Genomic DNA, 19,875 nt, shown 5'->3' on the forward strand with positions numbered 1-19,875 from the left:
TGGCCCGGCGCCATGCCGGGCAGGACGTTCAGCGCGAGCAGCTCGCCCAGCAGCACCACGACGACGAGCGCCGACCAGTGCGCGCCGACCGGGATGCCGTCGATCCGGCCGAACGAGATCGTCGCCTTCACGTCGGCACCTCCGTCGGCCAGTCGCGAGGCATGGGTCGTTCTCGACGCATGCGGCGACGGTGGCACCGCCCCGACGCCAGGAGCAGAGGCGTGCGACCCGGGACGGGCGGGACCACCGGCCGCCCCTTCCCCCGTCCTCAGCGTGATCACAGCGTGCCTGCGCTTCGGTAGCGCCCGGGATCTCGGAACGGGAGATAGATGATCAGCACCACCGCACCCATCGTGCTCGTCCGGCGCGGCCTCATCGCGCTGACCGGGATCGGTGTCCTCGCCACGGCGTTCGAACTCGCCGCCGAGCGCCACTGGGGCCACATCGAGCAGCTCGTGCCCTGGCTGGCACTCGCCGTCATCGCGGTGGCCATCGGACTCCTGCTGCTGCCCGACGGGCGGGGCACGACCGCGGCCCGCGTGCTCGCGGTCCTCGTGCTCGGCGCCGCGCTCTACGGGGTGATCGAGCACGTCCTGGTCAACGCCGGGGCCGGCCGGTTCGACCCGCATTACGGCGACGTGTGGCAGTCGCTGCCGCTGCTGGAGCGGGGCTGGTACGCCGTCACCAAGACAGTCGGTTCCGCCCCCACCCTCGCACCCGGCGTCCTCGCCCAGATCGCCCTGCTGCTGCTCCTCGCGACCGTGTGCCGGGAGCGGCAGGCGGCCGTGCGGTAGACCCGTCATCGGAGGCGCAGCCCGGCGGCCAGGAACCGTGCCGTCTCGCCGGGCCGCAGCTTGAACCAGAGCGCGTCCTGGCGGGTCTCCAGGCCGGCGAAGCAGCGCTGGAGCAGGTCCACCGAGCCCGCCATCGGAGCAGGTAGAACAGCATCAGCTCTCGTTCTCGACGGCCCTGCCGAGCATGCAGAGCGCCTCGCTGCGGCCCTCGGCGGCCGCGTCGCACCCGTCGAACTCGACGGTCCAGGCGTCGTGCTCGGTCACGCCCACCACGCTCGCAAGGGCGCGGGATGTCACCCCGGTGCCGAGCGGCCCCGACTGCCGGGACCCACGGTCTCGCGGCTCAGCGGGACGTCGAGGTCGGCGAGCAGCCCGGCGTCGACCTGCGCGCCGGACCGGATCAGCTCGCGAATCGGGTCCTCCACGTCCCACACGTTGACGTTCATGGCGGCGGTGACGCGCCCGCTGTCCAGCCAGAACGCGATGAACTCACGGGCCCGGACGTCGCCGCGGACCACGACCTCGTCGCGGGCGTCGGGATCGCGGTAGCCCGTGTACTCCATGCCGAGGTCGTACTGGTCGGTGAAGAAGTACGGCAGCCGGTCGTGGTCGGCCGCCCGGCCGAGCATGGTGCGGGCGGCGACGACAGGCTGGTGCACGGCGTTGTCCCAGTGCTCGACCCGGAGTTGCCGGTGCAGCAGCGGGTGGTAGGCGTGGGCGACGTCGCCCGCGGCGATGATGTCGTCGTCCGAGGTGACCAGGTGCCGGTTGACGAGGATCCCGTCGTCGACGTTCAGCCCGCAGGCCCGGGCCAGGTCGACGTTCGGGACGACACCGATGCCGACGACGACGACGTCGGCGTCCAGTTCCGTGCCGTCGGCGAGCGCCACCCCACCGGCCCTCGAGGGGTCGGTGCGGGCCGGCCTGACCGCCGTGACGGTGGTCCGGCAGCGCACGTCGACGCCGTGGTCGCGGTGCAGGTCGGCGAAGACCTGCGCCATCCGGGGCCCGAGGACCCGCAGCAGGGGCAGGTCGCCGCGTTCGAGCACGGTGACCTCGGCGCCCGCGGAGCGGGCCGCGGCGGCGGCCTCCAGGCCGATCCACCCCCCGCCGACGATCACGACCCTCGCCCCGGGGTGGAACGCGGACCGGAGGCGGTCGCTGTCCTCGACGCGGCGCAGGTAGCAGACCCCGTCGAGGCCTGCGCCCGGCACCACCAGCCTCCGCGGCGCGGCCCCGGTGGCCAGGAGCAGCTTGTCGTAGCGCAGCCAGTCGCCCTCGCCGGTCACGAGCTCGTGGGCACGGCGGTCGATCGCGGCGACCGGGGTGCCGAGGCGCAGCTCGACCCGGTGCGCGGCGTACCAGTCCGGGGGGTGCACCTGGAGGCTGTCGCGATCGGACGTGCCCTGGAGGTAGCCCTTGGACAGCGGTGGCCGCTCGTAGGGCCGATGGGGTTCGGCACCGAACAGCACGATGCGGCCGCCGAACCCCTCGTCGCGCAGCGCCTCCGCGGCTTTCGCGCCGGCCAGTCCGGCGCCGACGATGGCGAACGTCCGTGGATCGCGATCAGCCATGACGACCCCCGTACGGGGTCGAGGTGGCGGTGAGGGCCAGGAACTCGGCGCGGGAGCGCGGGTCCTCCCGCAGGCAGCCGAGCAGGGCCGAGGTGATGGTGCTCGTGCCACCGGCCCGGACACCGCGCAGGGTCATGCACATGTGCTCGGCCTCGATCACCACACCCACGCCGCGCGGCTGCAGGTGGGTCTGCAGCCACCCGGCCACCTGCGTGGTCAGCCGTTCCTGGACCTGGGGGCGGCGAGCGAACAACTCGACCACCCGGGCGAGTTTGGACAGGCCCAGGATCCGCTCCCCCGGCAGGTAGCCGACGTGCGCGACCCCCGCGAACGGCAGCATGTGGTGCTCGCAGACCGAGTGCACCGGGATGTCCCGGGCCAGCACGAGCTCGTCGTAGCCCTCGTCGTTGGCGAACGTGGTGAGGTCGAAGGACCGCGGGCTGAGCATCTCGGCGTAGGCGTGGGCCATGCGGCGCGGGGTGTCGGCGGTCGCGGGGGCGTCCGTGGCCACGCCGAGCGCGGTGAGGAACGCGGCGGCGGCGCGTTCCGCGGCGGCCAGGTCTGCGCCGTCGGCGGGAGGGACGACCCGAAGCGGCGTGGGCGGGGCGAGGGAGCGGGCGGTCGCGGTCATGACGTCCGCGCCTGGACGCCCCAGCGGTCGAACGCTGTGGCGAGGCGGGCAAGCGCCAACGCGCCGACGAGCAGCCCGAAGTCGCGCAGGGCGATGTCGTAGAAGCCGCCGATGAGCAGCAGGTTCACGATGATGCCCGCCAGCCAGGCCGCGACGACGTAGCCGCCGATGCGCGGGAGCACCGCCACGAGCACACCGGCGAGGACCTCCACCACGCCGACGGCCAGCATCGCCTGGTGCGCCGTGCCGGGGACGAGCGCGTCGACCTGCGGGGCCAGGTAGCCCTCCCAGTCGGTGAGCAGCCCGGCGAACTTGTCCAGCCCGAACAGCATCGGCGCCACCGTGAACACGGTGCGCAGCAGCAGGTACGCCTGCCGGGCGCCCGGGACGGGATCGATGCTCGCAGGCGATGCCGGCGTGTCGCGATGGATGGTCATGGCTTCCACCACCTTCTAAAGGACGATACCGTGGACGTTAGAACGGCCACCTTGTTTCGTCAACACTTGTGTCCTTTAGAGAGGTTGCTCGTTGGACGACTTCGTCTCTCAGGTCAGCGGGGTCAGCGCGCTCGCCGAACCGGCGCGCCGCGCGCTGTACCTCTACGTCGCCGCGCAGCCCGAGGCGGTGAGCCGGGACCAAGCCGCGGAGGGCGTCGGCCTGCCCCGGCACACCGCGAAGTTCCACCTGGACAAGCTCGTGGAGGAAGGGCTGCTCGACACGGAGTTCCGGCGGCTCACCGGGCGGCGCGGCCCGGGAGCGGGGCGCCCGACGAAGCTGTACCGGCGCTCCGAGCGGGAGGTCGCGGTCACCCTGCCCCCACGCCACTACGACCTGGCCGGCCTGATCCTGGCCGGCGCCGTGGAGACCGCGGCGCGGGACGGGGTCCCCGTCCTCGACGCGGTGCAACGCGCGGCCGCCGAGTGCGGGCGCCGGCTCGGCGGCGACACGGAGGCGGGCGACGAGGACCCCGGTGGATCACCCCTGGAAGCGGCCGCCACGATGCTCGCCGGGCACGGGTACGAACCCCGCGTCGGAGACGGCGTCGTCGAGCTCGCCAACTGCCCGTTCCACGCGCTTGCGCGGGAGCACACCGAGCTCGTGTGCGGCATGAACCTGCACCTCATCACGGCCATGCTCGGCGAGCGCGGCCCCACCGGGGTGCGAGCCGGGCTGGACCCGGCGCCGGACCGGTGCTGCGTGACCCTGACCCGCGCTCCGGCGTAGCCCCTACCGTTCAGCGGAACCGGCAGCCTGCTCGAGGAGCTCGGCCAGGACCGCGGCCGCACTGATCGCGGGGTCCCGGGTCGCGGTCAGGAGCGTCAGGGTCCGCCCGTCGGCCAGCTCGGCCAGCCGGCGCAGGGCGGCGGCCTGCTCGCCGGCCTCGAGCTCGTGCCGGTAGCGGCGGCGGAACTCGGGGTAGCGCTGCGGATCGTGGGCGTACCACCGGCGCAACTCGGTCGACGGCGCGACGTCCCGGCACCACTCGTCGATCGCCGCCCTCTCCTTGCTCACCCCGCGCGGCCAGAGACGATCCACGAGCACCCGGATACCGTCCTGTTCGGTCACCGGCTCGTAGATGCGACGCACCCGCACAGCGGCCGGGCCGGCCGACCCCGCGCTCATGCCCGCATGTCCTGGATGTGGATCTGCAACGTCATGGGAGGTCCTCCGACCCGAGTCCAGCAGGTCTCCGCCATTTCAGCCACCTCGGCTGCCGGTGTTCCTGCTCGCCCCGCCCCAGCTGCGCCCGACCACAGCGGCGTCCTGTCAGCCGCGTTCCGCGGAACCCGCTCTCGTGTGCTGATCTTGCGTGGGTAGCCGGGTAGCCCGATCCCCGAGCTCGAACCCCGTGGTAGCGCGGTCCTCGACGAGCCCGTCGCTGCCGGGCGCCTACGCGACCCCCCGGTGGTCCCGACCCATCCTGATCGCATCCTCAATCGAGGCTGTGTCCCCCGGCCGGGTTCCGCGGAACCCGGCCTCGTGTGCTGATCTCGCGTGGGCGAGCTGGGTCGCCGCGTCGCGGAGGCCACCCTCGGCCTCGTCCTGGCCTGCACGCCGGTTCTCGATGGGCCCGTCGCTGCGGGGTTCATGCGCGACTGTCCCGTGGTCCCGATCCATCCCGATCGACGTCCGCTACCGGGGCTTTCCCCGCTCTGAGCCACCGGACAGTCGCCCCACCACCGACGCGACGTGCTCGTCCAGAATCCCGGGAGGGCGAGGTGAGCATCTCGCAGCACGCCCACCGGATCGATCGATCTCCTCACCCAGCCCAGCACGTGACCGCAACGCGCGAAGCGCAGGCCGCCCACCCGAGGACCGGTGGTCACAACCCGCGGGAAGGGGTGGACCCGAAAGTGGTGCATCTCCGACAGACCGACGCGAGTCGCGGTCGAGGATCGCGCCGCCCCACCCCAGCCGCGTTCCGCGGAACCCGACCCGCGCAGTGATCTCGCCCGACAGACATCCCCATGAGCGAGATCCTTGCCCGCCGAGTTCCGCGGAACCCGCAGAGAAAAATCTTCATCGAAGCCGCGTCGGACCACCCGAAATTGTCATACCCGACTGCCATCCTCAAGCAATGACCGCCACCACCCTCCCCCTCCCCACCGGCCTCACCACCGACGCCCTCGAAAACGAACTCCTCACCCTCGCCGGACAACTCGCCGCCGCCGAATGCCGCTTCCTGGTACTCCTCGCCGAATTCGACGACCGCCGCGGCTGGGCAGGCGACGGCATCCACTCCTGCGCCCACTGGCTGTCCTGGCGCGCCGGCATGAACATCCGCACCGCCAACGAACGACTACGCGTCGCGCACGCCCTGCAACAGCTACCCAAGATCACCGAGGCGTTCGCCGCCGGCCGGCTCTCCTACTCCAAGGTCCGCGCCATCAGCCGGGTCGTCGGCTCCGACTCGGCCACCCTGACCCGGATGGCCGCCGAGATCGCCGCGGGCACGTCAGATCTCAAGTACACCACGGTCGCCGATCCGGAGACCGCCGAGAAGATCCTGCTCACCCTCGCCCTGGGTGGCACCGCCGGACACGTCGAAACCGTCGTCCGGGCCGTGCGGCGCCGGCACACCCCAGCCGGCAACACGGCGGCCCGCAGGTCGCTGACCTGGACCTGGGACGACGACGGCTCCCTCATCATCCGCGTCCGGCTCACCCCCGACGCCGGAGCCGCGTTCATCCACGCCATCGACGCCCGCGTACCGAAACGACAACCGGTCACCTCCCACACCGAGCCGGTTCCGCCGGACCTGAACGAGCAGACCCGCGAACAAGAACCGGGGGCGGTCCTCGACCGGACCGAGGCCCGCCGCGCCGATGCACTGCTCGAATACCTCACCCGCGAACCCGCCGAGGCGCCGGTCCCGATCCTCGACGCCCTGCTGCCCACGCGGATCCGGGCCGCAGCGTGATCAGCGATCGGCGCCCACCAGCCGCAGGCGGTGAGCCGTGGCGGCCGCCTCGCCGCGGGTGGTGACGTCGAGCTTCGTGAGGATGCGCGAGACGTGCACGCTCGCGGTCTTCGTCGAGATGAACAGGCGCTCCCCGATCTGCCGGTTCGTCATCCCGGAGGCGACGAGCTCCAGTACCTCCAGCTCGCGCCCGGTCAGGCCCAGCCGCGTCGCCAGGGGCTCGGCCTCCGCGAGCGGCTCGGATTCCGGTCCGGGCTCCAGCGTCAGCCGCGCCCGCTTCGCGGTGGCCGCCACCTCGTCGAGCAGCGGGACGGTGCCGAGTGCGGTGCCCAGTTCGGTGGCGCGGCGCAGCCGCTCGGCCGCGGTCGCGCGGTCGCGGCGGGCCAGCGCCGCCTCCGCCGCGCCGACCAGCGCCCACGCCAGCCCGAAGGGCCGCGCGGCCTCCTCCCACGCCGCGAGCTCGGCCTCGCGCGCCTCGGTGCGGGAGCCGGTGCCTGCGGTGAGCCGGGCGTACGTCGCCCGCTCGGCGCGGGCGTCGGCGGTGGGGGCGGGGAGCCGCGCCGCGATCTCGGCGAGGCACGCACCCGCCTCCCGCCCCGACCGGAGGCCCACCGCCTGCGCGGCCGTGGCGGCGAGCACCAGCAGCGGCCACGCGAAGTACGGCTCGCCGGTGGGCTCGTGGGCGGCGAACGCGTCGAGCGCGATCTCCAGCGCCTCCTCGTCGCGGCCCTGGGCGATCCGCACGGCGGCCGCGAGGCGCGCCTGTGGATAGTGCTCGTCGACCGTGTCGTAGCGGTTCTCCAGCAACCGGTTCACGGCGTCCACGAGCTCTCCTGCGGTGTCGACGTCGCCGCGGGCGCAGTGGATCCGCCCCCGCAGGGCCCACAGCGCGGCGAGGTAGCCCCGCGGCGGCTGCTGCTCGGCGGCGTTCTCGAGCACCTCGAGGGCCTCGTCCCAGCGCCCGAGGGACCACAGCGCCTCGGCGAGCGTGGCGGCCAGCCGCACCCCGAGCGTGCGGGCCTGCCCCATCTCCGCGGCGAGGGGCAGCCCGTCCCGGGCGACGCGCGCGCCGTCGCCGGGCCGGCCGCTGCGGGTCAGCGCGTCGGCCTGTTCGGAGTACGAGCGGATCGCCAGCATGGGCACGCGGATCCGGCGCGCCTCGTTCCGGACGCAGCGGTACGCGTCCTCCCCGCCCACGACGTCCCCCGCCTCGGTCTGCACACCGGCCCGGATGAGCGTGGCGAGCGCTGCGGCGTACCGGTCTCCCACCCGCTCCGCCATCTCGTGGGCCTCGCCGGCGAGTCGCATCGCCTCGGTGCGGTCGCTCTCCACGTAGGCGCGCCGGGCGAGGTAGCCGAGCAGCCGGGCCCGCAGCCCCGACGGGGGTTCCACCGGCACGAGCGCCAGCGCCGCCTCCAGGTCCTCCTTCGCACCGCCGATCCCGAGCCTCCGCCGGATCCGCGCCCGCCGTTCGAGCACCATCGCCTGGACCTGTGAGTCACCCGAATTCCGCGCCACGTCGAGAGCCCGGTCGGAGAGCGCCATCGCCTCGTCGAGGTCGCCGCTCTCGTCCGCGGCCTCCACCGCCAGCCGCAGCACCTCGGGGAACGAGGCGCCGGTCACGGCCACCGGGTCGTCGATCCGCGGCCACAGTGCGATCAGCCGGCGGAGCATGTCGAGCCGTTCGCGGTGGGCGAGCAGCTCGCGCCCCTCCTCGGCCGCGCGCCAGAGGGCCGCGAACGCGCGGGGGACGTCCCTGGCCGCCGTCCAGTGCCGGGCCATCTCCCCCGGTGCGTAGCAGAGCGCGGGCGGGGCCAGCACCGGATCGGCCGCGATCGCCTCGGCGAAGCGCGCGTGCAACCGGATCCGCTCCCCGGGGAGCAGGAGCTCGTCGTACACGGCGTCGCCGATCAGCACGTGCCGGAAGCCGTACCCGTCGACGGTCGCGGTGAGCACGGCGGCGTCGAGCGCGGGCCGGAGCGCGGCCTCCAGTTCGGCCGCGGGCAGGCCGGTGACGGCGACGAGGAGCCCGTGCTCCACGTGGTGCCCGCCGACGGCCACGGCGAAGGCCACCTGCCGGGAGGCCTCGGGGAGCGACTCCACCGGCACCACCAGCAGGTCGCGCAGCCGGGCCGGCACGGCGCCGTCCCCGCCGCTCTCCAGCAGCGCCTCCAGGAACAGCGGGTTGCCCTCGCTGCGCGCGTGCAGCCGGTCGGCGAACGCGTGGTCGGGCCTGCCCTGCACCGTCGCGACCAGCTCGCGGGTGTCGGCGACCGTCAGCGGCGCGAGCTCGATCCGGGTGACGCCCGGCGAGCGCAGCAGCTCGGTGACCGGCTCGCGCAGCGGGTGGGTGGCGGGCAGCGCCCGGTGGGTGCCGACCACCAGCACCCGGGCGTCGACGAGGTTGCGCACGAGGAACGCGTAGAGGTCCCACGACGACGGGTCGGCCCAGTGCAGGTCCTCGAGCACCACGACGACCGGCTCGTCCTCGGCCAGCCGCTCGAGCAGGGCCAGGACCGCCGCGAAGATCCGGCTCCGGGTGCCCTCGTCGGGCGGGGGCGGGTCGCCGAGGTCGGGCAGGAGGTGGGCGAGGTGGGCCCGCGCGGTGCGGCCCACGAGTGCGTCGATCCCGTCCACCCCGCGGCGGCGCACCGCGGCCCGCAGCAGGCCGACGAACGGGACGAACGACGAGTTGTCGTCCGCGAGCCGCACACAGGCACCGGTGAGCACCTGGCCCGCTCCGCTGCTCCCCACGAACCGCGCGACGAGCGTCGACTTGCCGATCCCGGCGTCCCCGCAGACGAGCACGCCGGCGGGTTCCCCCGCCACGGCGCGCCGGTAGGCCCCGTCCAGCCGGTCCAGCGCGGCGGCGCGGCCGACGAACCAGCGCGGTGCTCGGGGGTCCACGCCTGCATCTTCGCACCGGACGGTTGAGGTACCCCGGGCGCCGGAATGAGGAATGTGCCAGATGCCGGCGGCCACCTCAGGCGGCGACGGTGGGGGGCGACAGTCGAGCACTCCTGGAAGGACCCCCGATGGCCACCCTCGTGATGGTGTGCGGAAGCCTGCGCGCCGCGTCGACCAACGGCGCCCTGGTGCGCGCCGCAGCGGAGTTCGCGCGGACCCACCCCGCGGTCGACGACGTGCACATCGCCCCGATCCACTCGCTCCCGCTGTTCGACGAGGACGTGGAGGCGGCCGGCGACCCGATCGCGGTCGTGCGGTTCCGGGACCTGATCGCGCGCGCCGACGCCGTCGTGATCTCCACGCCCGAGTACAACGCCAGCATCCCCGGCGTGCTCAAGAACGCGATCGACTGGGCCTCGCGCCCGTACGGCGCGAGCGTGCTCACCGGGAAGCGCGTCGCCGTGATGAGCGCGTCCCCGTCCGGCTACGGCGCGCGCTGGGCGCAGGACCACCTGCGGGCGATCCTCGCCGGCGGCGTGGGAGCGCTGCTCGTCAACGAGGAGCCGGTGGTGTTCCCCCGCGTCGACACGCTGGTCGACGACCACGGGGTGCTCTTCGACGACGGTGCGCTGACCCGGGTGCAGGCGCTGATCACGCAGGCGATCGCGGCGTGCGCGCCGGAACGGGTGCCGGCGTGACGGTCCAGCGCACCGCTGCGCCGGGCCGGGTCGCGGCCCCGTGGCTCGCGTTGCTCGCCGCGCCGCTGTCGTTCGGCATCGGGGGTCCGGCCCTCGTCCTCGCGGACATCGCGCGCGACACCGGCACCACGGTCGCGTCGGCGACGTGGGTCGTCACCGCGTTCGGGTGGGGGATCTCCGTCGGCACGCCGCTCCTCGCCGGGCTGCTCGCCCGCCGGGGTGTGCGGGGCACGCTCGCGACCTGCGCGGTGCTGGTGCTGCTCGGCGCGGTCCTGGTGAACGCCCACCCGACGATGGCGGTCGTGGCGCTCGGCACGGCGCTGCTGGGCCTCGGCACCGCGGGCCTGCTCGCGTGCGCGATGACCCTCGCCGAAGGGGCCCGCACGATGGGCCTGATCAGCGCCGCGCTCGCCGCCCTCGGGGCCACCGGGCCGCTCGTCGGCTCGCTGGCCGGCAGCCTGATCGACTGGCGCGCCTCCCTGACCCTGCCGGCGCTCGGCCTGCTCGCGCTGCCGGTGGTGCTGCGACGGCCGGGGCCCGGCGGGGCCACCGTCACCGCACCGTTCGACGTGACCGGCGCGGCACTGCTCATGGCGCTCGTCACGGCGCTGGTCACCATCCCGCACCAGCCGCTCCCCGCCGCGGTGGCCGCCGCGCTCGCCGCCGGGGCGCTCGCCGTGCACCTGCGCAGGCGCCCCGACGGGTTCCTACCGGCGGTACTGGTTCGGTCGCCCGCCTTCCTGCTCGCCGCGGCGACGACGCTGTTCCTGGCGATCGTCAACTTCGGGCTCTTCTACGCCGCGCCCGTCCTGCTGGCCCGGCAGACGGGGTGGTCACCGGCCGCAGTGGGCGCCGTCATGCTCTGGCCGTACCTGCTGGGCGGGGGGTTGTCCTGGGTGGTCGTCGCGGTCACCGCCCGCCTGCACCTGCGCACGGTCGCGGCCGGCCTCGCCGCGACGGTCGTGGCGGCGACCCTCGTCGCGTGGACGGTGGCCGCGGTGCCGATCCTGCTCGTCGCGTTCGCCGCCGGATCGATCGCGGCGGCATCCGGCCAGGGGGCGCTCGCGCGGCACGCGGCCGAGGCGGTCCCAGCGCCCTACCGCTCCCCCGCCCTCGGCATGTTCACCCTCTGCTACCTGCTCGGCACCGCCTTCGGCCCCGCGATCGTGGCGCTGGTCCTCGCCACCTGACCCGTCAGGCGGCCAGCACGGTGACCGGGACCCGCTGCACCTCGTTGTTGACGAACCCGCTCGCGTTCCACGGGGGCCGCAGCGGTTGGAGCCGGCCGGTCGCATCCCGCGCACGGGTCCAGATCTCGTGCTCACCGGGTCGCGCGTCCCACGCGGCGGTGAACCGCCGCCACGCCCAACGGCCGCTCGTCTCCGGTCCGAGCTCCGCCTCCCGCCAGGTGGTGCCCGCGTCGACGCTGACGTCGACCCCGGTCACCGGCCCCCACCCCGACCACGCCCGGCCCTCCAGGGTCACCGGGCCCGGGTGGACGAACCGGTGCCGGGACAGGAAGTCGGGGAACCCCGGCGGCACCAGCAGCGCGCGCGGCTCGATCCGGGTGACCGGCACCCCCGGCTCCTCCTCCCGGGTCGAGCGAACCCGGTAGCCCACTCGGTTCTGGTACCCGGTGAAGGGCTCGGTCACCACGTCGATCCTGGTCAGCCACTTGACGTGCGCCATGCCGTACCAGCCGGGAACCACCAGGCGGGCGGGGTAGCCGTGCTGGGGTGCCAGCGGCGCACCGTTCATCTCGTAGGCGATGAGCACGTCCTCCCCCAGCGCCTCGGCCAGCGGCAGGCCGCGCTGGTAGGTCTGCTCCACGCCCCGCTCCACGCCGTGGTCGGCACCGGTGAACACCACCTCCTGCGCCGCGTCGGACAGCCCCGCCGCACGCAGCAGCGGCGCGAGCGCGGTGCCGGTCCACTCCGCGGTGCCCACCGCCTCCACCAGCCACGGCTGGCTCTCCGGCCGCGGGTCCAGGCGGGCGCGTCCGTTCCCCGCGCACTCGAGGGTGACGCGGACGCTGCGGCGGGGCAGCCGGGTCAGTTCGGCGAGGTCGAGCGTGACCGGCCGCCCGAGCGCCCCGCCGATCTCCAGACTCCACGCCGCGGGGTCGACGAACGGGATGTCGTAGTGGATCAGGAGGTAGTGCAGCCCCGGCGGGGTCAGCTCCGCACGCAGCATCTCCAGCGGAAGGCCGTGGTTGCGGGCGGCGAGCTGCAGCTCCTGCCGCGTGATCGCGGCACCGGGCTCGTTCAACCGCGCGGGCCTGCTGTGGGCGGCGAACGCGGTCTCGACCGTGGACGTCATGACGCGTCCTTCCCCCGGCCGGTACCAGGCGCTCGACCGGGAGGCGTTTATCCCACCGCGTACGGACCCGGTCAAGGCTGCGCGAGGTCCGCGGATCCGGTCGGCGGCTCCACGGCGAGGGCGGCCGCCCGCGCGACCAGGTCGCGCAGGTACCGGTGCTCGGGGTCGTCGTCGTAGACCGGGTGCCACCACATCGCCTCGACCAGCGGCCCGGCCTCGAACGGCACGGGCAGCGCGCGGATCCCGGTGTCGAGCGGCAGCAGGTCGACGAGCCCGCGCTGCAGCAGCGCGATGCGGTCGCTGCCGGCGACCAGGCCGGGAACGGTCAGGAAGCTCTCGGTGACGACCTGGACGTGCGGCTCGATGCCGAGCATGCGCATCTGACGTGCGGCAGCCGTCGCCGCGGTCGGCCCGTGGTAGACCGTGACCCACGGCAGCGTCTCCAGGTGCCGCACGGTCAGCCCGGTGTCGACCGCGGTGTTGTCGGCCGACACGACGCACACCCACTCGTCGCGGTAGAGCTCGCGGTGCGGCAGGTCGGTGACGATGCCGTGCGGGAGCAGGAGCAGGTCCGTGCCGAGCAGCACCTGTTCCGCCCGATCGACGAGCTCGGGGCTCGTGGCCGCGAACCGCAGCCGGGCGTGCGGGGCCTCCTCGGCGAACAGCCGGGCGAGCACGTCCCCGAGCACGACGACCACGTAGTCGCTGGCCAGCACGGAGAACTCGCGCCGGGAGCGGGCGGGGTCGAAGCCGGGCTGGGCGCCGAACACCCGCTCGATGCCGGAGAGCGCGACCCGCACCAGGTCCTGCAGCTGCACCGCGAGCGGGGTGAGCCGGTAGCTGTTGCCTACCCGTGTGAGCAGCTCGTCGTCGAAGTGCCTGCGCAGCCGGGCCAGCGACGCCGACAGCGCCGGCTGGGACAACCCCATCTCCGCCGCGGCCCGCGTGACGCTGCGCTGGCGCAGCAGCGCGTCGAGGGACACGAGCAGGTTGAGGTCCAGGCGACCGAGGTGCACGGGGGCGGAGGATATCCACGAAGCTGATGCCGCGCATCAGGCATCTCGTCTTCCCGGGGCGCAGGACCTCCCGCATCGTGGAGCCACCCCGCCTCGACGAGGAGACGACGTGCCCGACTCGCCACCCGCCACCGCTATCGACGGCGCCGATGCCGAAGGCGCGATCGCCGCCGCGGCGAAGCGCTGCTCCAACTGGGGCCGCTGGGGCGCCGACGACGTGCTCGGCACCCTCAACTTCCTCGACGACGCCAAGCGCCGCGAGGGCGCCGGCCTCGTCCGGCGCGGCGCGAGCTTCTCGCTGGCCCAGTCGTTCGACGCCGACGGGCCGCAGAAGGGGTGGCGGCGGCGCACCAACCCGGTGCACACGATGCTCGACACCGGGCTGGACGCCGAGCGCGGCACCCAGGGCTTCCCGCACGGCATCGGTGGCGCCGACGACGTCGTCTTCATGCCGCTGCAGGCCTCCACCCAGTGGGACGGGCTCGGGCACATCTTCGACCACGGGCTCGCCTACAACGGCCGCCGCGCGGGCGACGTCGTGACCAGCCAGGGCGACCGGGTCACCGGCATCGAGACGGCCGCCGCGCACATCGCGGGCCGCGGGGTGCTGCTCGACGTCGGCCGGGTCCTCGGCACCGACGGGGAGCTGCCCGACGGGTTCGCCGTCACCACCGAGCACCTGGAGGCCACGATCGCGGCCCACGGTGCGTCGGCGCGGGTCGGGCCGGGCGACCTCGTCCTCGTCCGGACCGGGCGGCTCGCCCGCGCCCGGCGCGAGGGCTGGGGCGACTACGCGGGCGGCCCCGCACCCGGCCTGTCGTTCACCACGGCCGACTGGCTGCACGGCACCGAGATCGCCGGCATCGCCACCGACACCTGGGGCTTCGAGGTGCGGCCCAACGAGTTCGACGACGCGTTCCAGCCGCTGCACCAGGTCGTCATCCCGCACATCGGCCTCTACGTCGGCGAGATGTGGGACCTGGACGCGCTGGCCACCGACTGCGCGGCCGACGGGGTCCACGAGTTCCTGCTCGTCGCCGCCCCGCTGCCCGTGACCGGTGCCGTCGGCGCCCCGGTCAACCCGATCGCGGTGAAGTGAGGGAGCAACGCATGCCCGCCGTCACCAGCGTCCTCGTCGTCGGCGGTGGTCTCGCCGGGACCGCCACCGCAATCCACCTCGCCGCGGACGGTGTGGCCGTCGACCTCGTCGACGTCAAGCCGGAGCCCACCGCGCTCGGCTCCGGGATCACCCTGCAGGGCAACGCGCTGCGCGAGCTGCGCGCGCTCGGCGTCTGGGACCGCGTGCGCGAGCGGGGCTACGCCTTCGACGTCACCGGCCTGCGGGCCCCGGACGCGGCGGGCACCGTCGTCGCGGAGATCCCGGACGCCCGCACCGGCGGCCCGGACCTGCCCGCCGCCACGGGCATGCCGCGCCCGGAGCTGGCCCGGATCCTCCTCGACCGGGCCGCCGACGCCGGGGTGAAGATCGCGTTCGGCGTCGCACCGATCACGGTCACCCAGGACGACGCGGGCGTCGACGTCGGGTTCTCCGACGGCTCCACCGTGCGGTACGAGCTGGTGGTGGGGGCCGACGGGGTGCGGTCCTGGACCCGGCGCGCCGTCGGGATCGAGCTGGAGACGCGGCCGGTGGGGATGGGGATCTGGCGGGCGTTCGGCCCCCGCCCGGCGAGCGTCACCCGCACCGACCTCTACTACGGCGGCCCCTCCTACATCGCCGGCTACTGCCCCACCGGCGAGGACTCGCTCTACGCCTACATCGTCGAGGACGCCCAGGACCGCAGCGACCTGTCCCCCGAGCAACGGCTCGCGACGATGACCCGGCTCGCCGAGGCCTACCACGGCCCGTGGGACGAGATCCGCGGGTCGCTCACCGACGCCGCGCACGTCCACTACACCTGGTTCGATACCCACCTGCTCGACGCGCCCTGGAACCGGGGCCGGGTCGTGCTCGTCGGGGACGCCGCCCACACCTGCCCGCCCACGCTCGCCCAGGGCGGGGCGATGGCGCTGGAGGACGCGGCGGTGCTCGCCGAGCTCCTCCTCGGCCGGGACGCGCTCGACCAGGACCTGTGGGACGCCTTCCACGACCGCCGCGTCGAGCGCGTCCGGACCGTGGTGGATGCGTCCAACCAGCTCGCCCGGTGGTTGCTCGACCACGTGCAGGGCGACGCCCCCGCGCTGTTCCGGCGCATCGCCGCCCTCACCGGCCGGCCCGCCTGAACCCCGAGGAGACGAGATGACCGAACGCCTGATCACGCACCTGCGGCACGTCGACCTCGCCGTGCCCGATCACGCCCGCCAGCTGGACTTCTACACGGGCCCGTGGGGCCTCACGCCCGAACACAGCGACACCGGACTGACGTTCCTCGCCGCCGAGGGCAGCCCCGAGCAGTACGTCGTGCGGCTGCGCAAGGCGGCCGAGAAGCGGATCGACCTCATCGCCTTCGGCGTCGCCACGGCCGCCGACGTCGACGTGCTCGCCGCCCGCCTGGCCACGGCCGGAGTGCAACTGGTCAGCGAGCCCGGCGCGCTGCAGACCCCCGGTGGCGGTTACGGCTTCCGGTTCTTCGACAACGAGGGCCGCACGGTCGAGATCTCCTCGGACGTCGCCGTCCGCGCCCACCGCCGGATCGAGGAGGGCGAGTCGATCCCGGTCCGGCTGTCCCACGTCGTGATCAACTCGGCCGAACCGGAGGCCACCCGCGCCTTCTACGAGCAGCACCTCGGCTTCGCCCTGTCCGACACGCTGGTGCACCCGCGCATGGGCGCGATGATGTGGTTCCTGCGGGTCAACAGCTGGCACCACAGCATGGCGATCGCCCGCTGCCCGCACCCGTCGCTGCACCACGCCTCGTTCGAGATGCGCGGCATCGACGAGTACATGCGCGGCACCGGCAGGCTGCTGCGCGCCGGGGTGGAGAAGATCTGGGGCCCGGGCCGCCACCTGGCCGGCAACAACACCTTCAGCTACTTCCTCGACCCCAGCGGCAACACCATGGAGTACACCACCGAGCTGGAGCAGGTCGACGAGGACACCTGGCACCCCCACCTCTACGACTTCACCCAGCCCGAGGTCTCCGACCAATGGGGCACCGCGAACGCCATGAACGAGTTCGTGGCGAAGCGCTCCTTCAACGACCCCGACAAGGGCTTGTTCGTGGCCCCTCCCGTCTGATGCGGCGCCCGGCCCGGAACCGGCCGCGCGCGAGGAAGCGCTGAGAGGACATCCCGTGTTCGAGTACTTCCCGGGCAACTACGTCTGGAACCTGGGCGTCGTGGCCGCGCTCAACAGCGGCGGCCTGATCGACGAGGTCGACCGGGCCTGCCGGGCCATCCGGGAGGCCGCGGCCCGGGGCGAGGACGCCGGCACCCCCGAGTTCCTGCGCGCCTGGACCGCGCTCACCGACCAGCTCGTCGACCGCGCCGAGGAGGCCGAGAAGGCTGGCCGCACCCGCACCGCGGGCGAGCTGTCCTTCCGCGCCACCAACTACCTGTGCCAGGCCGAGCGCATGCTGTCGCGGTCCGACCCGAACCGCCTCCCCACCTACCGGCGGGTACTGGAGCTGGCGCAGCGTTCGTTCCGCCTGCGCGACCCCCGGATCACCCGCGTGGCGATCCCGTACGAGGGCACCACCCTGCCCGCGTACTTCAGCGCCGCCCCGGCCACCGAGCACGGCCGGGCCCCGGTGGTCGTCCTGGTCAACGGCCTGGACTCGACGAAGGAGCACATGTACACATCGAGCCACTGGGCCGAGCTCGCCGCCCGCGGCATCTCGTGCCTGATGCTCGACCAGCCCGGCACCGGCGAGGCGCTGCGCCTGCAGGGCCTGACCGCCCGCGTCGACGCCGAGGCGTGGGCGGGCGCCGCCGTCGACTGGCTCGAGACCCGCGCCGACGTCGACGCCGCGCGCATCGGCGTCGTCGGCTGGTCGCTCGGCGGCTACTACGCCCCGCGCGCCGCCGCCTTCGAGAAGCGGTTCGCCCTCTGCGTCGCCTGGGGCGCGAACCACAACTGGGGCGCGGTGCAGCGGCGGCGCCTCGAACGCGAGGGCGAACGCCCCGTGCCCCACTACTGGGAGCACGTGCTCTGGGTGTGGGGCCACGACGACCTCGACGCCTTCATCGAGTTCGCCGACGGCATCCACCTCGACGGCGTTGTCGAGCACATCACCGTGCCCTTCCTCGTCGCCCACGGCGCGAACGACCGGCAGATCCCCCTCGAGTACGCGCACCGCTCCTACGACCAGGCCGTCCGCAGCCCGAAGCGCGAGCTGCGGATCTTCACCGCCGAGGAGGGCGGCGCCGAGCACATCGGTCTCGACCACCTGCCCCACGTGAGCACGTTCGTCGCCGACTGGGTCGCGGACACCTTCGCCATCTAGAGGCGGCGCAGCGCATCAGGGGAGTTCGGCTTCCAGGTGGCGTCGGAGTTCGGCGAGGGTCTCGCGTGCCAGGTCGAGCCGCGCCGGATCGAGGCCCTCGGTGGTCGCGCAGGGCCAGCTGGGTGCAGGCCGTCTGCATCGCGTTGGACGACGCATCGGCCGCCGTCCCGTGCTGCAGGCGGGTGTGGTGTGCGCCACCGTCCTGATCGTCCATCGGGACCCGCAGCCCAAGCTCGACTTCCTCGAGCGGTTCATGAGCTGACCCGGCGCCACGCCGCCGGAGCGTCACCGCGCACGTCCTGCTCGGCCAGCTCGGCGCTGAAGTCGACGCCGCGGGCGATCAGGTCGCGGTAGTGCGCGATCTCGGCCTGCACGGTGGCGTGGTCGGCCCGCAACTGCGCCATCCGCTCCTCGAGGGCCGCCGCGTGCTCCTCGAGCAACGCGACCCGCGACCGGTGGTGCTCGAGCCCCACTGTGCCCAGCTGCACGAACTTGCGGACCTCCGCCACCGGCATCCCCGTCCGGCGCAGCACCTGGACGAGCCGCACGAACCCGATCGCGAGCGGCGAGTAGCGGCGGCGGCCGTCCGTTCCGCGGTCGATGTCGGGCAGCAGGCCCGCACGCTCGTACCAGCGCAGGGTGTCGATGCTCAGACCCGTCCGCTCCGACACCTCCCGGATCCCGACGGCGTCCCGCGACGAGGAGGAGGCGCTCACCCGCACCACGTTATGCACGAACCCGCCCACCGGCCACGTCGAGCACGAACCGGTACCGCACGTCGTTCTTCTCCAGTCGCCGGAACCCGGTGTTGACCTCCGCGAACGGCAGCACCTCGACGTCGGCCACGATCCCGTGCGCCGCGCAGAAGTCCAGCATCTCCTGTGTACGCACCGTGCCCGCCCCCGCCGACAGCGTCATCCTCCGCCCGAGCAGGGCCATGGCCTCCGGTTCGTAGCGGTCCGGGGTGCTGAGCATGCAGAGCTCGCCGTCCAGCCGCAGCGTGCGCAGGTAGGGCGTCGGGTCGTCCTTGCCCGACGCGGTGTCCAGGACGTGGTCGAGCGTCCGCTCCGCCGCGGCCATCGCGGCGTCGTCGGTGGACACCACCACCGCGTCCGCGCCGAGATCACGCGCCGCCCGCACCTTCTCCTCCGAGGTGGTGAACACGGTGACGTGCGCGCCGAGCGCCTTCGCGAACTTCACCGCGAGGTGCCCCAGCCCACCCAGCCCCACGATGCCCACCCGATCACCGGGCCCGACCCCCGCCCGCCGCAACGGGTCGAACGTCGTGACGCCCGCGCACATCAACGGCGCCGCCCCGGCCGGGTCCAGACCCTCCGGCAGGTGGTAGACGAACGCCTCCCGCACGACGTACTCGCTCGCATAGCCGCCACGGGTGATCGTGCCGTCGTGGCGATCGACACCTCCGTAGCTGGTGACCGGCCACTCCTCGCAATAGACCTCGCGATGCGCGCGGCAGGGCGGGCACACCCCGCAGGAGTCGACGATGTTCCCAACGGCGACCGGGTCCCCCACCCGGAAACCGGTCACGTCCGCACCCACGGCCGCCACTTCCCCGACGAACTCGTGGCCCGGCACGAACGGGTCACCGCCGGGTGTGAGCGCCTCGACCGCGTGCAGATCGCTGTGGCAGATCCCGCAGAACGTCACCCGCACCGCGACGTCGTCGGGACGCAGATCGCGACGCTCGAACGTGTAGGGCCGCAGATCCTCACCGGGCCCGAAGGCCGCGTATCCCGTTGTGCCGCGCATGGCAGCGACGCTAGGAGCTGGAGCGCACTCCAGCGCAAGTCCGCTGGTCCGCGGCCGTCCCCGCCGGGATCCTGACCCCTATGATCGGCGGCCTGGAGCGTTTCCCGACGCCTGGCGACTCTGCTGGCTAATTGGGTCAGGCGGCCAGGGTCTGGTCGAGTCGGGTGAGGTGGCTGGTTCGGGTGCGGTCCAGAGGGTGGCCGTGCCAGTAGCCGTGCAGGCGGATGAGGTTGAGCGCGACGGCGGAGAACACGTGCTCGAGCCGGGTTTTGGGCAAGCCGCGGTAGCGGGCTCGGCGCAGGCCGGTGACCGTTACCGCCTGGCTGATGGTGCCCTCGACAC

General features: G+C 73.7%; 21 protein-coding genes. 10 read left to right on the plus strand and 11 right to left on the minus strand.

Going from position 1 to position 19,875, the window contains the following annotated elements; genetic code table 11:
- The first annotated feature begins 329 nt into the window (after window positions 1-329).
- Window positions 330-794 (plus strand): hypothetical protein, encoded by a 465-nt coding sequence (locus ACFPL3_RS41035; protein WP_343946631.1) that lies wholly within the window; start codon window positions 330-332, stop codon window positions 792-794.
- Between the two features lie 5 nt (window positions 795-799).
- On the opposite strand, the gene ACFPL3_RS41040 is transcribed toward ACFPL3_RS41035, so the two are convergent.
- From ACFPL3_RS41040 to ACFPL3_RS41055, 4 genes are all read right to left on the minus strand, one after another.
- Window positions 800-928, minus strand: coding sequence for a hypothetical protein (locus tag ACFPL3_RS41040; RefSeq protein WP_343946632.1), 129 nt, complete (start codon window positions 926-928; stop codon window positions 800-802).
- Window positions 929-1,087: 159 nt separating this feature from the next.
- Window positions 1,088-2,368 carry an NAD(P)/FAD-dependent oxidoreductase gene (locus ACFPL3_RS41045; protein ID WP_343946633.1) on the minus strand — a complete coding sequence of 427 codons (1,281 nt, stop codon included), beginning with the start codon at window positions 2,366-2,368 and terminating at the stop codon, window positions 1,088-1,090.
- Window positions 2,361-2,999 (minus strand): GTP cyclohydrolase I FolE, encoded by a 639-nt coding sequence (folE, locus tag ACFPL3_RS41050; protein ID WP_343946634.1) that lies wholly within the window; start codon window positions 2,997-2,999, stop codon window positions 2,361-2,363. Before folE ends, ACFPL3_RS41045 begins: the two co-directional genes overlap by 8 nt.
- Window positions 2,996-3,436 carry a hypothetical protein gene (locus ACFPL3_RS41055; protein ID WP_343946635.1) on the minus strand — a complete coding sequence of 147 codons (441 nt, stop codon included), beginning with the start codon at window positions 3,434-3,436 and terminating at the stop codon, window positions 2,996-2,998. Before ACFPL3_RS41055 ends, folE begins: the two co-directional genes overlap by 4 nt.
- A 91-nt stretch (window positions 3,437-3,527) precedes the next feature.
- Here ACFPL3_RS41055 and ACFPL3_RS41060 point away from each other — a divergent pair, with 91 nt between their 5' ends.
- Window positions 3,528-4,223 (plus strand): helix-turn-helix transcriptional regulator, encoded by a 696-nt coding sequence (locus ACFPL3_RS41060; protein ID WP_343946636.1) that lies wholly within the window; start codon window positions 3,528-3,530, stop codon window positions 4,221-4,223.
- Between the two features lie 3 nt (window positions 4,224-4,226).
- On the opposite strand, the gene ACFPL3_RS41065 is transcribed toward ACFPL3_RS41060, so the two are convergent.
- Window positions 4,227-4,622, minus strand: coding sequence for a DUF488 domain-containing protein (locus ACFPL3_RS41065; RefSeq protein WP_343946637.1), 396 nt, complete (start codon window positions 4,620-4,622; stop codon window positions 4,227-4,229).
- 955 nt (window positions 4,623-5,577) lie between these two features.
- Between ACFPL3_RS41065 and ACFPL3_RS41070 the strand changes: the two genes are divergently transcribed.
- Window positions 5,578-6,420 (plus strand): DUF222 domain-containing protein, encoded by an 843-nt coding sequence (locus ACFPL3_RS41070; protein ID WP_343946638.1) that lies wholly within the window; start codon window positions 5,578-5,580, stop codon window positions 6,418-6,420.
- On the opposite strand, the gene ACFPL3_RS41075 is transcribed toward ACFPL3_RS41070, so the two are convergent.
- A complete protein-coding gene (locus ACFPL3_RS41075; RefSeq protein WP_379590919.1) occupies window positions 6,421-9,327 on the minus strand; it encodes an ATP-binding protein in 2,907 nt (968 codons plus the stop codon). It abuts the gene before it with no gap.
- 128 nt (window positions 9,328-9,455) lie between these two features.
- On the opposite strand from ACFPL3_RS41075, the gene ACFPL3_RS41080 reads away from it, so the two are divergent.
- Together ACFPL3_RS41080 and ACFPL3_RS41085 are read left to right on the plus strand one after the other, a co-directional pair.
- Entirely contained in the window at window positions 9,456-10,025 is a 570-nt protein-coding gene (locus tag ACFPL3_RS41080; protein WP_343946880.1) for an NADPH-dependent FMN reductase, read from the plus strand.
- Window positions 10,022-11,215: an MFS transporter gene (locus ACFPL3_RS41085; protein WP_343946879.1), complete on the plus strand. Its 1,194-nt coding sequence runs from the start codon at window positions 10,022-10,024 to the stop codon at window positions 11,213-11,215. The genes ACFPL3_RS41080 and ACFPL3_RS41085 overlap by 4 nt, the downstream gene beginning before the upstream one ends.
- A 4-nt stretch (window positions 11,216-11,219) precedes the next feature.
- Here the strand turns inward: ACFPL3_RS41085 and ACFPL3_RS41090 are convergent, their stop codons facing one another.
- Both ACFPL3_RS41090 and ACFPL3_RS41095 read right to left on the minus strand, forming a co-directional pair.
- Window positions 11,220-12,344: a sulfite oxidase gene (locus ACFPL3_RS41090; RefSeq protein WP_343946878.1), complete on the minus strand. Its 1,125-nt coding sequence runs from the start codon at window positions 12,342-12,344 to the stop codon at window positions 11,220-11,222.
- Window positions 12,345-12,415: 71 nt separating this feature from the next.
- Window positions 12,416-13,360 carry a LysR family transcriptional regulator gene (locus tag ACFPL3_RS41095; protein ID WP_343946876.1) on the minus strand — a complete coding sequence of 315 codons (945 nt, stop codon included), beginning with the start codon at window positions 13,358-13,360 and terminating at the stop codon, window positions 12,416-12,418.
- Between the two features lie 109 nt (window positions 13,361-13,469).
- On the opposite strand from ACFPL3_RS41095, the gene ACFPL3_RS41100 reads away from it, so the two are divergent.
- The 5 genes from ACFPL3_RS41100 (at window position 13,470) to ACFPL3_RS41120 (ending at window position 18,025) form a co-directional block, all read left to right on the plus strand.
- Entirely contained in the window at window positions 13,470-14,459 is a 990-nt protein-coding gene (locus tag ACFPL3_RS41100; protein WP_343946875.1) for a cyclase family protein, read from the plus strand.
- 11 nt (window positions 14,460-14,470) lie between these two features.
- The gene (locus ACFPL3_RS41105; RefSeq protein ID WP_343946874.1) at window positions 14,471-15,601 is read left to right on the plus strand and encodes an FAD-dependent monooxygenase; all 1,131 of its coding nucleotides are present in this window, start codon (window positions 14,471-14,473) and stop codon (window positions 15,599-15,601) included.
- Between the two features lie 16 nt (window positions 15,602-15,617).
- Window positions 15,618-16,556, plus strand: coding sequence for a VOC family protein (locus ACFPL3_RS41110; protein ID WP_343946873.1), 939 nt, complete (start codon window positions 15,618-15,620; stop codon window positions 16,554-16,556).
- 55 nt (window positions 16,557-16,611) lie between these two features.
- Entirely contained in the window at window positions 16,612-17,763 is a 1,152-nt protein-coding gene (locus tag ACFPL3_RS41115; RefSeq protein WP_343946872.1) for an alpha/beta hydrolase family protein, read from the plus strand.
- 100 nt (window positions 17,764-17,863) lie between these two features.
- A complete protein-coding gene (locus tag ACFPL3_RS41120) occupies window positions 17,864-18,025 on the plus strand; it encodes a hypothetical protein (RefSeq protein WP_343946871.1) in 162 nt (53 codons plus the stop codon).
- Here the strand turns inward: ACFPL3_RS41120 and ACFPL3_RS41125 are convergent.
- The 3 genes from ACFPL3_RS41125 to ACFPL3_RS41135 all read right to left on the minus strand — a co-directional run.
- The gene (locus tag ACFPL3_RS41125) at window positions 18,015-18,479 is read right to left on the minus strand and encodes a MerR family transcriptional regulator (protein ID WP_343946870.1); all 465 of its coding nucleotides are present in this window, start codon (window positions 18,477-18,479) and stop codon (window positions 18,015-18,017) included. The genes ACFPL3_RS41120 and ACFPL3_RS41125 overlap by 11 nt on opposite strands.
- Before the next feature lie 10 nt (window positions 18,480-18,489).
- On the minus strand, window positions 18,490-19,533 hold the full coding sequence (locus ACFPL3_RS41130; protein ID WP_343946869.1) for an NAD(P)-dependent alcohol dehydrogenase: 1,044 nt from the start codon (window positions 19,531-19,533) through the stop codon (window positions 18,490-18,492).
- A 136-nt stretch (window positions 19,534-19,669) separates the two neighbouring features.
- Window positions 19,670-19,875, minus strand: a 206-nt coding sequence (locus tag ACFPL3_RS41135) for a transposase (RefSeq protein ID WP_379590499.1), incomplete at its 5' end; no start/stop codon positions are given.

Origin of the sequence: Pseudonocardia zijingensis, from assembly GCF_042657305.1 — a bacterium.
Taxonomy (GTDB): Bacteria; Actinomycetota; Actinomycetes; order Mycobacteriales; family Pseudonocardiaceae; genus Pseudonocardia; species Pseudonocardia zijingensis.

Coding starts and splice junctions, on each gene's coding strand:
- ACFPL3_RS41035 (WP_343946631.1), top strand. CDS start 330: ATGATCAGCACCACCGCACCCATCGTGCTCGTCCGGCGCGGCCTCATC.
- ACFPL3_RS41040 (WP_343946632.1), bottom strand. CDS start 928: ATGGCGGGCTCGGTGGACCTGCTCCAGCGCTGCTTCGCCGGCCTGGAG.
- ACFPL3_RS41045 (WP_343946633.1), bottom strand. CDS start 2,368: ATGGCTGATCGCGATCCACGGACGTTCGCCATCGTCGGCGCCGGACTG.
- folE (WP_343946634.1), bottom strand. CDS start 2,999: ATGACCGCGACCGCCCGCTCCCTCGCCCCGCCCACGCCGCTTCGGGTC.
- ACFPL3_RS41055 (WP_343946635.1), bottom strand. CDS start 3,436: ATGACCATCCATCGCGACACGCCGGCATCGCCTGCGAGCATCGATCCC.
- ACFPL3_RS41065 (WP_343946637.1), bottom strand. CDS start 4,622: ATGAGCGCGGGGTCGGCCGGCCCGGCCGCTGTGCGGGTGCGTCGCATC.
- ACFPL3_RS41070 (WP_343946638.1), top strand. CDS start 5,578: ATGACCGCCACCACCCTCCCCCTCCCCACCGGCCTCACCACCGACGCC.
- ACFPL3_RS41080 (WP_343946880.1), top strand. CDS start 9,456: ATGGCCACCCTCGTGATGGTGTGCGGAAGCCTGCGCGCCGCGTCGACC.
- ACFPL3_RS41090 (WP_343946878.1), bottom strand. CDS start 12,344: ATGACGTCCACGGTCGAGACCGCGTTCGCCGCCCACAGCAGGCCCGCG.
- ACFPL3_RS41105 (WP_343946874.1), top strand. CDS start 14,471: ATGCCCGCCGTCACCAGCGTCCTCGTCGTCGGCGGTGGTCTCGCCGGG.
- ACFPL3_RS41110 (WP_343946873.1), top strand. CDS start 15,618: ATGACCGAACGCCTGATCACGCACCTGCGGCACGTCGACCTCGCCGTG.
- ACFPL3_RS41130 (WP_343946869.1), bottom strand. CDS start 19,533: ATGCGCGGCACAACGGGATACGCGGCCTTCGGGCCCGGTGAGGATCTG.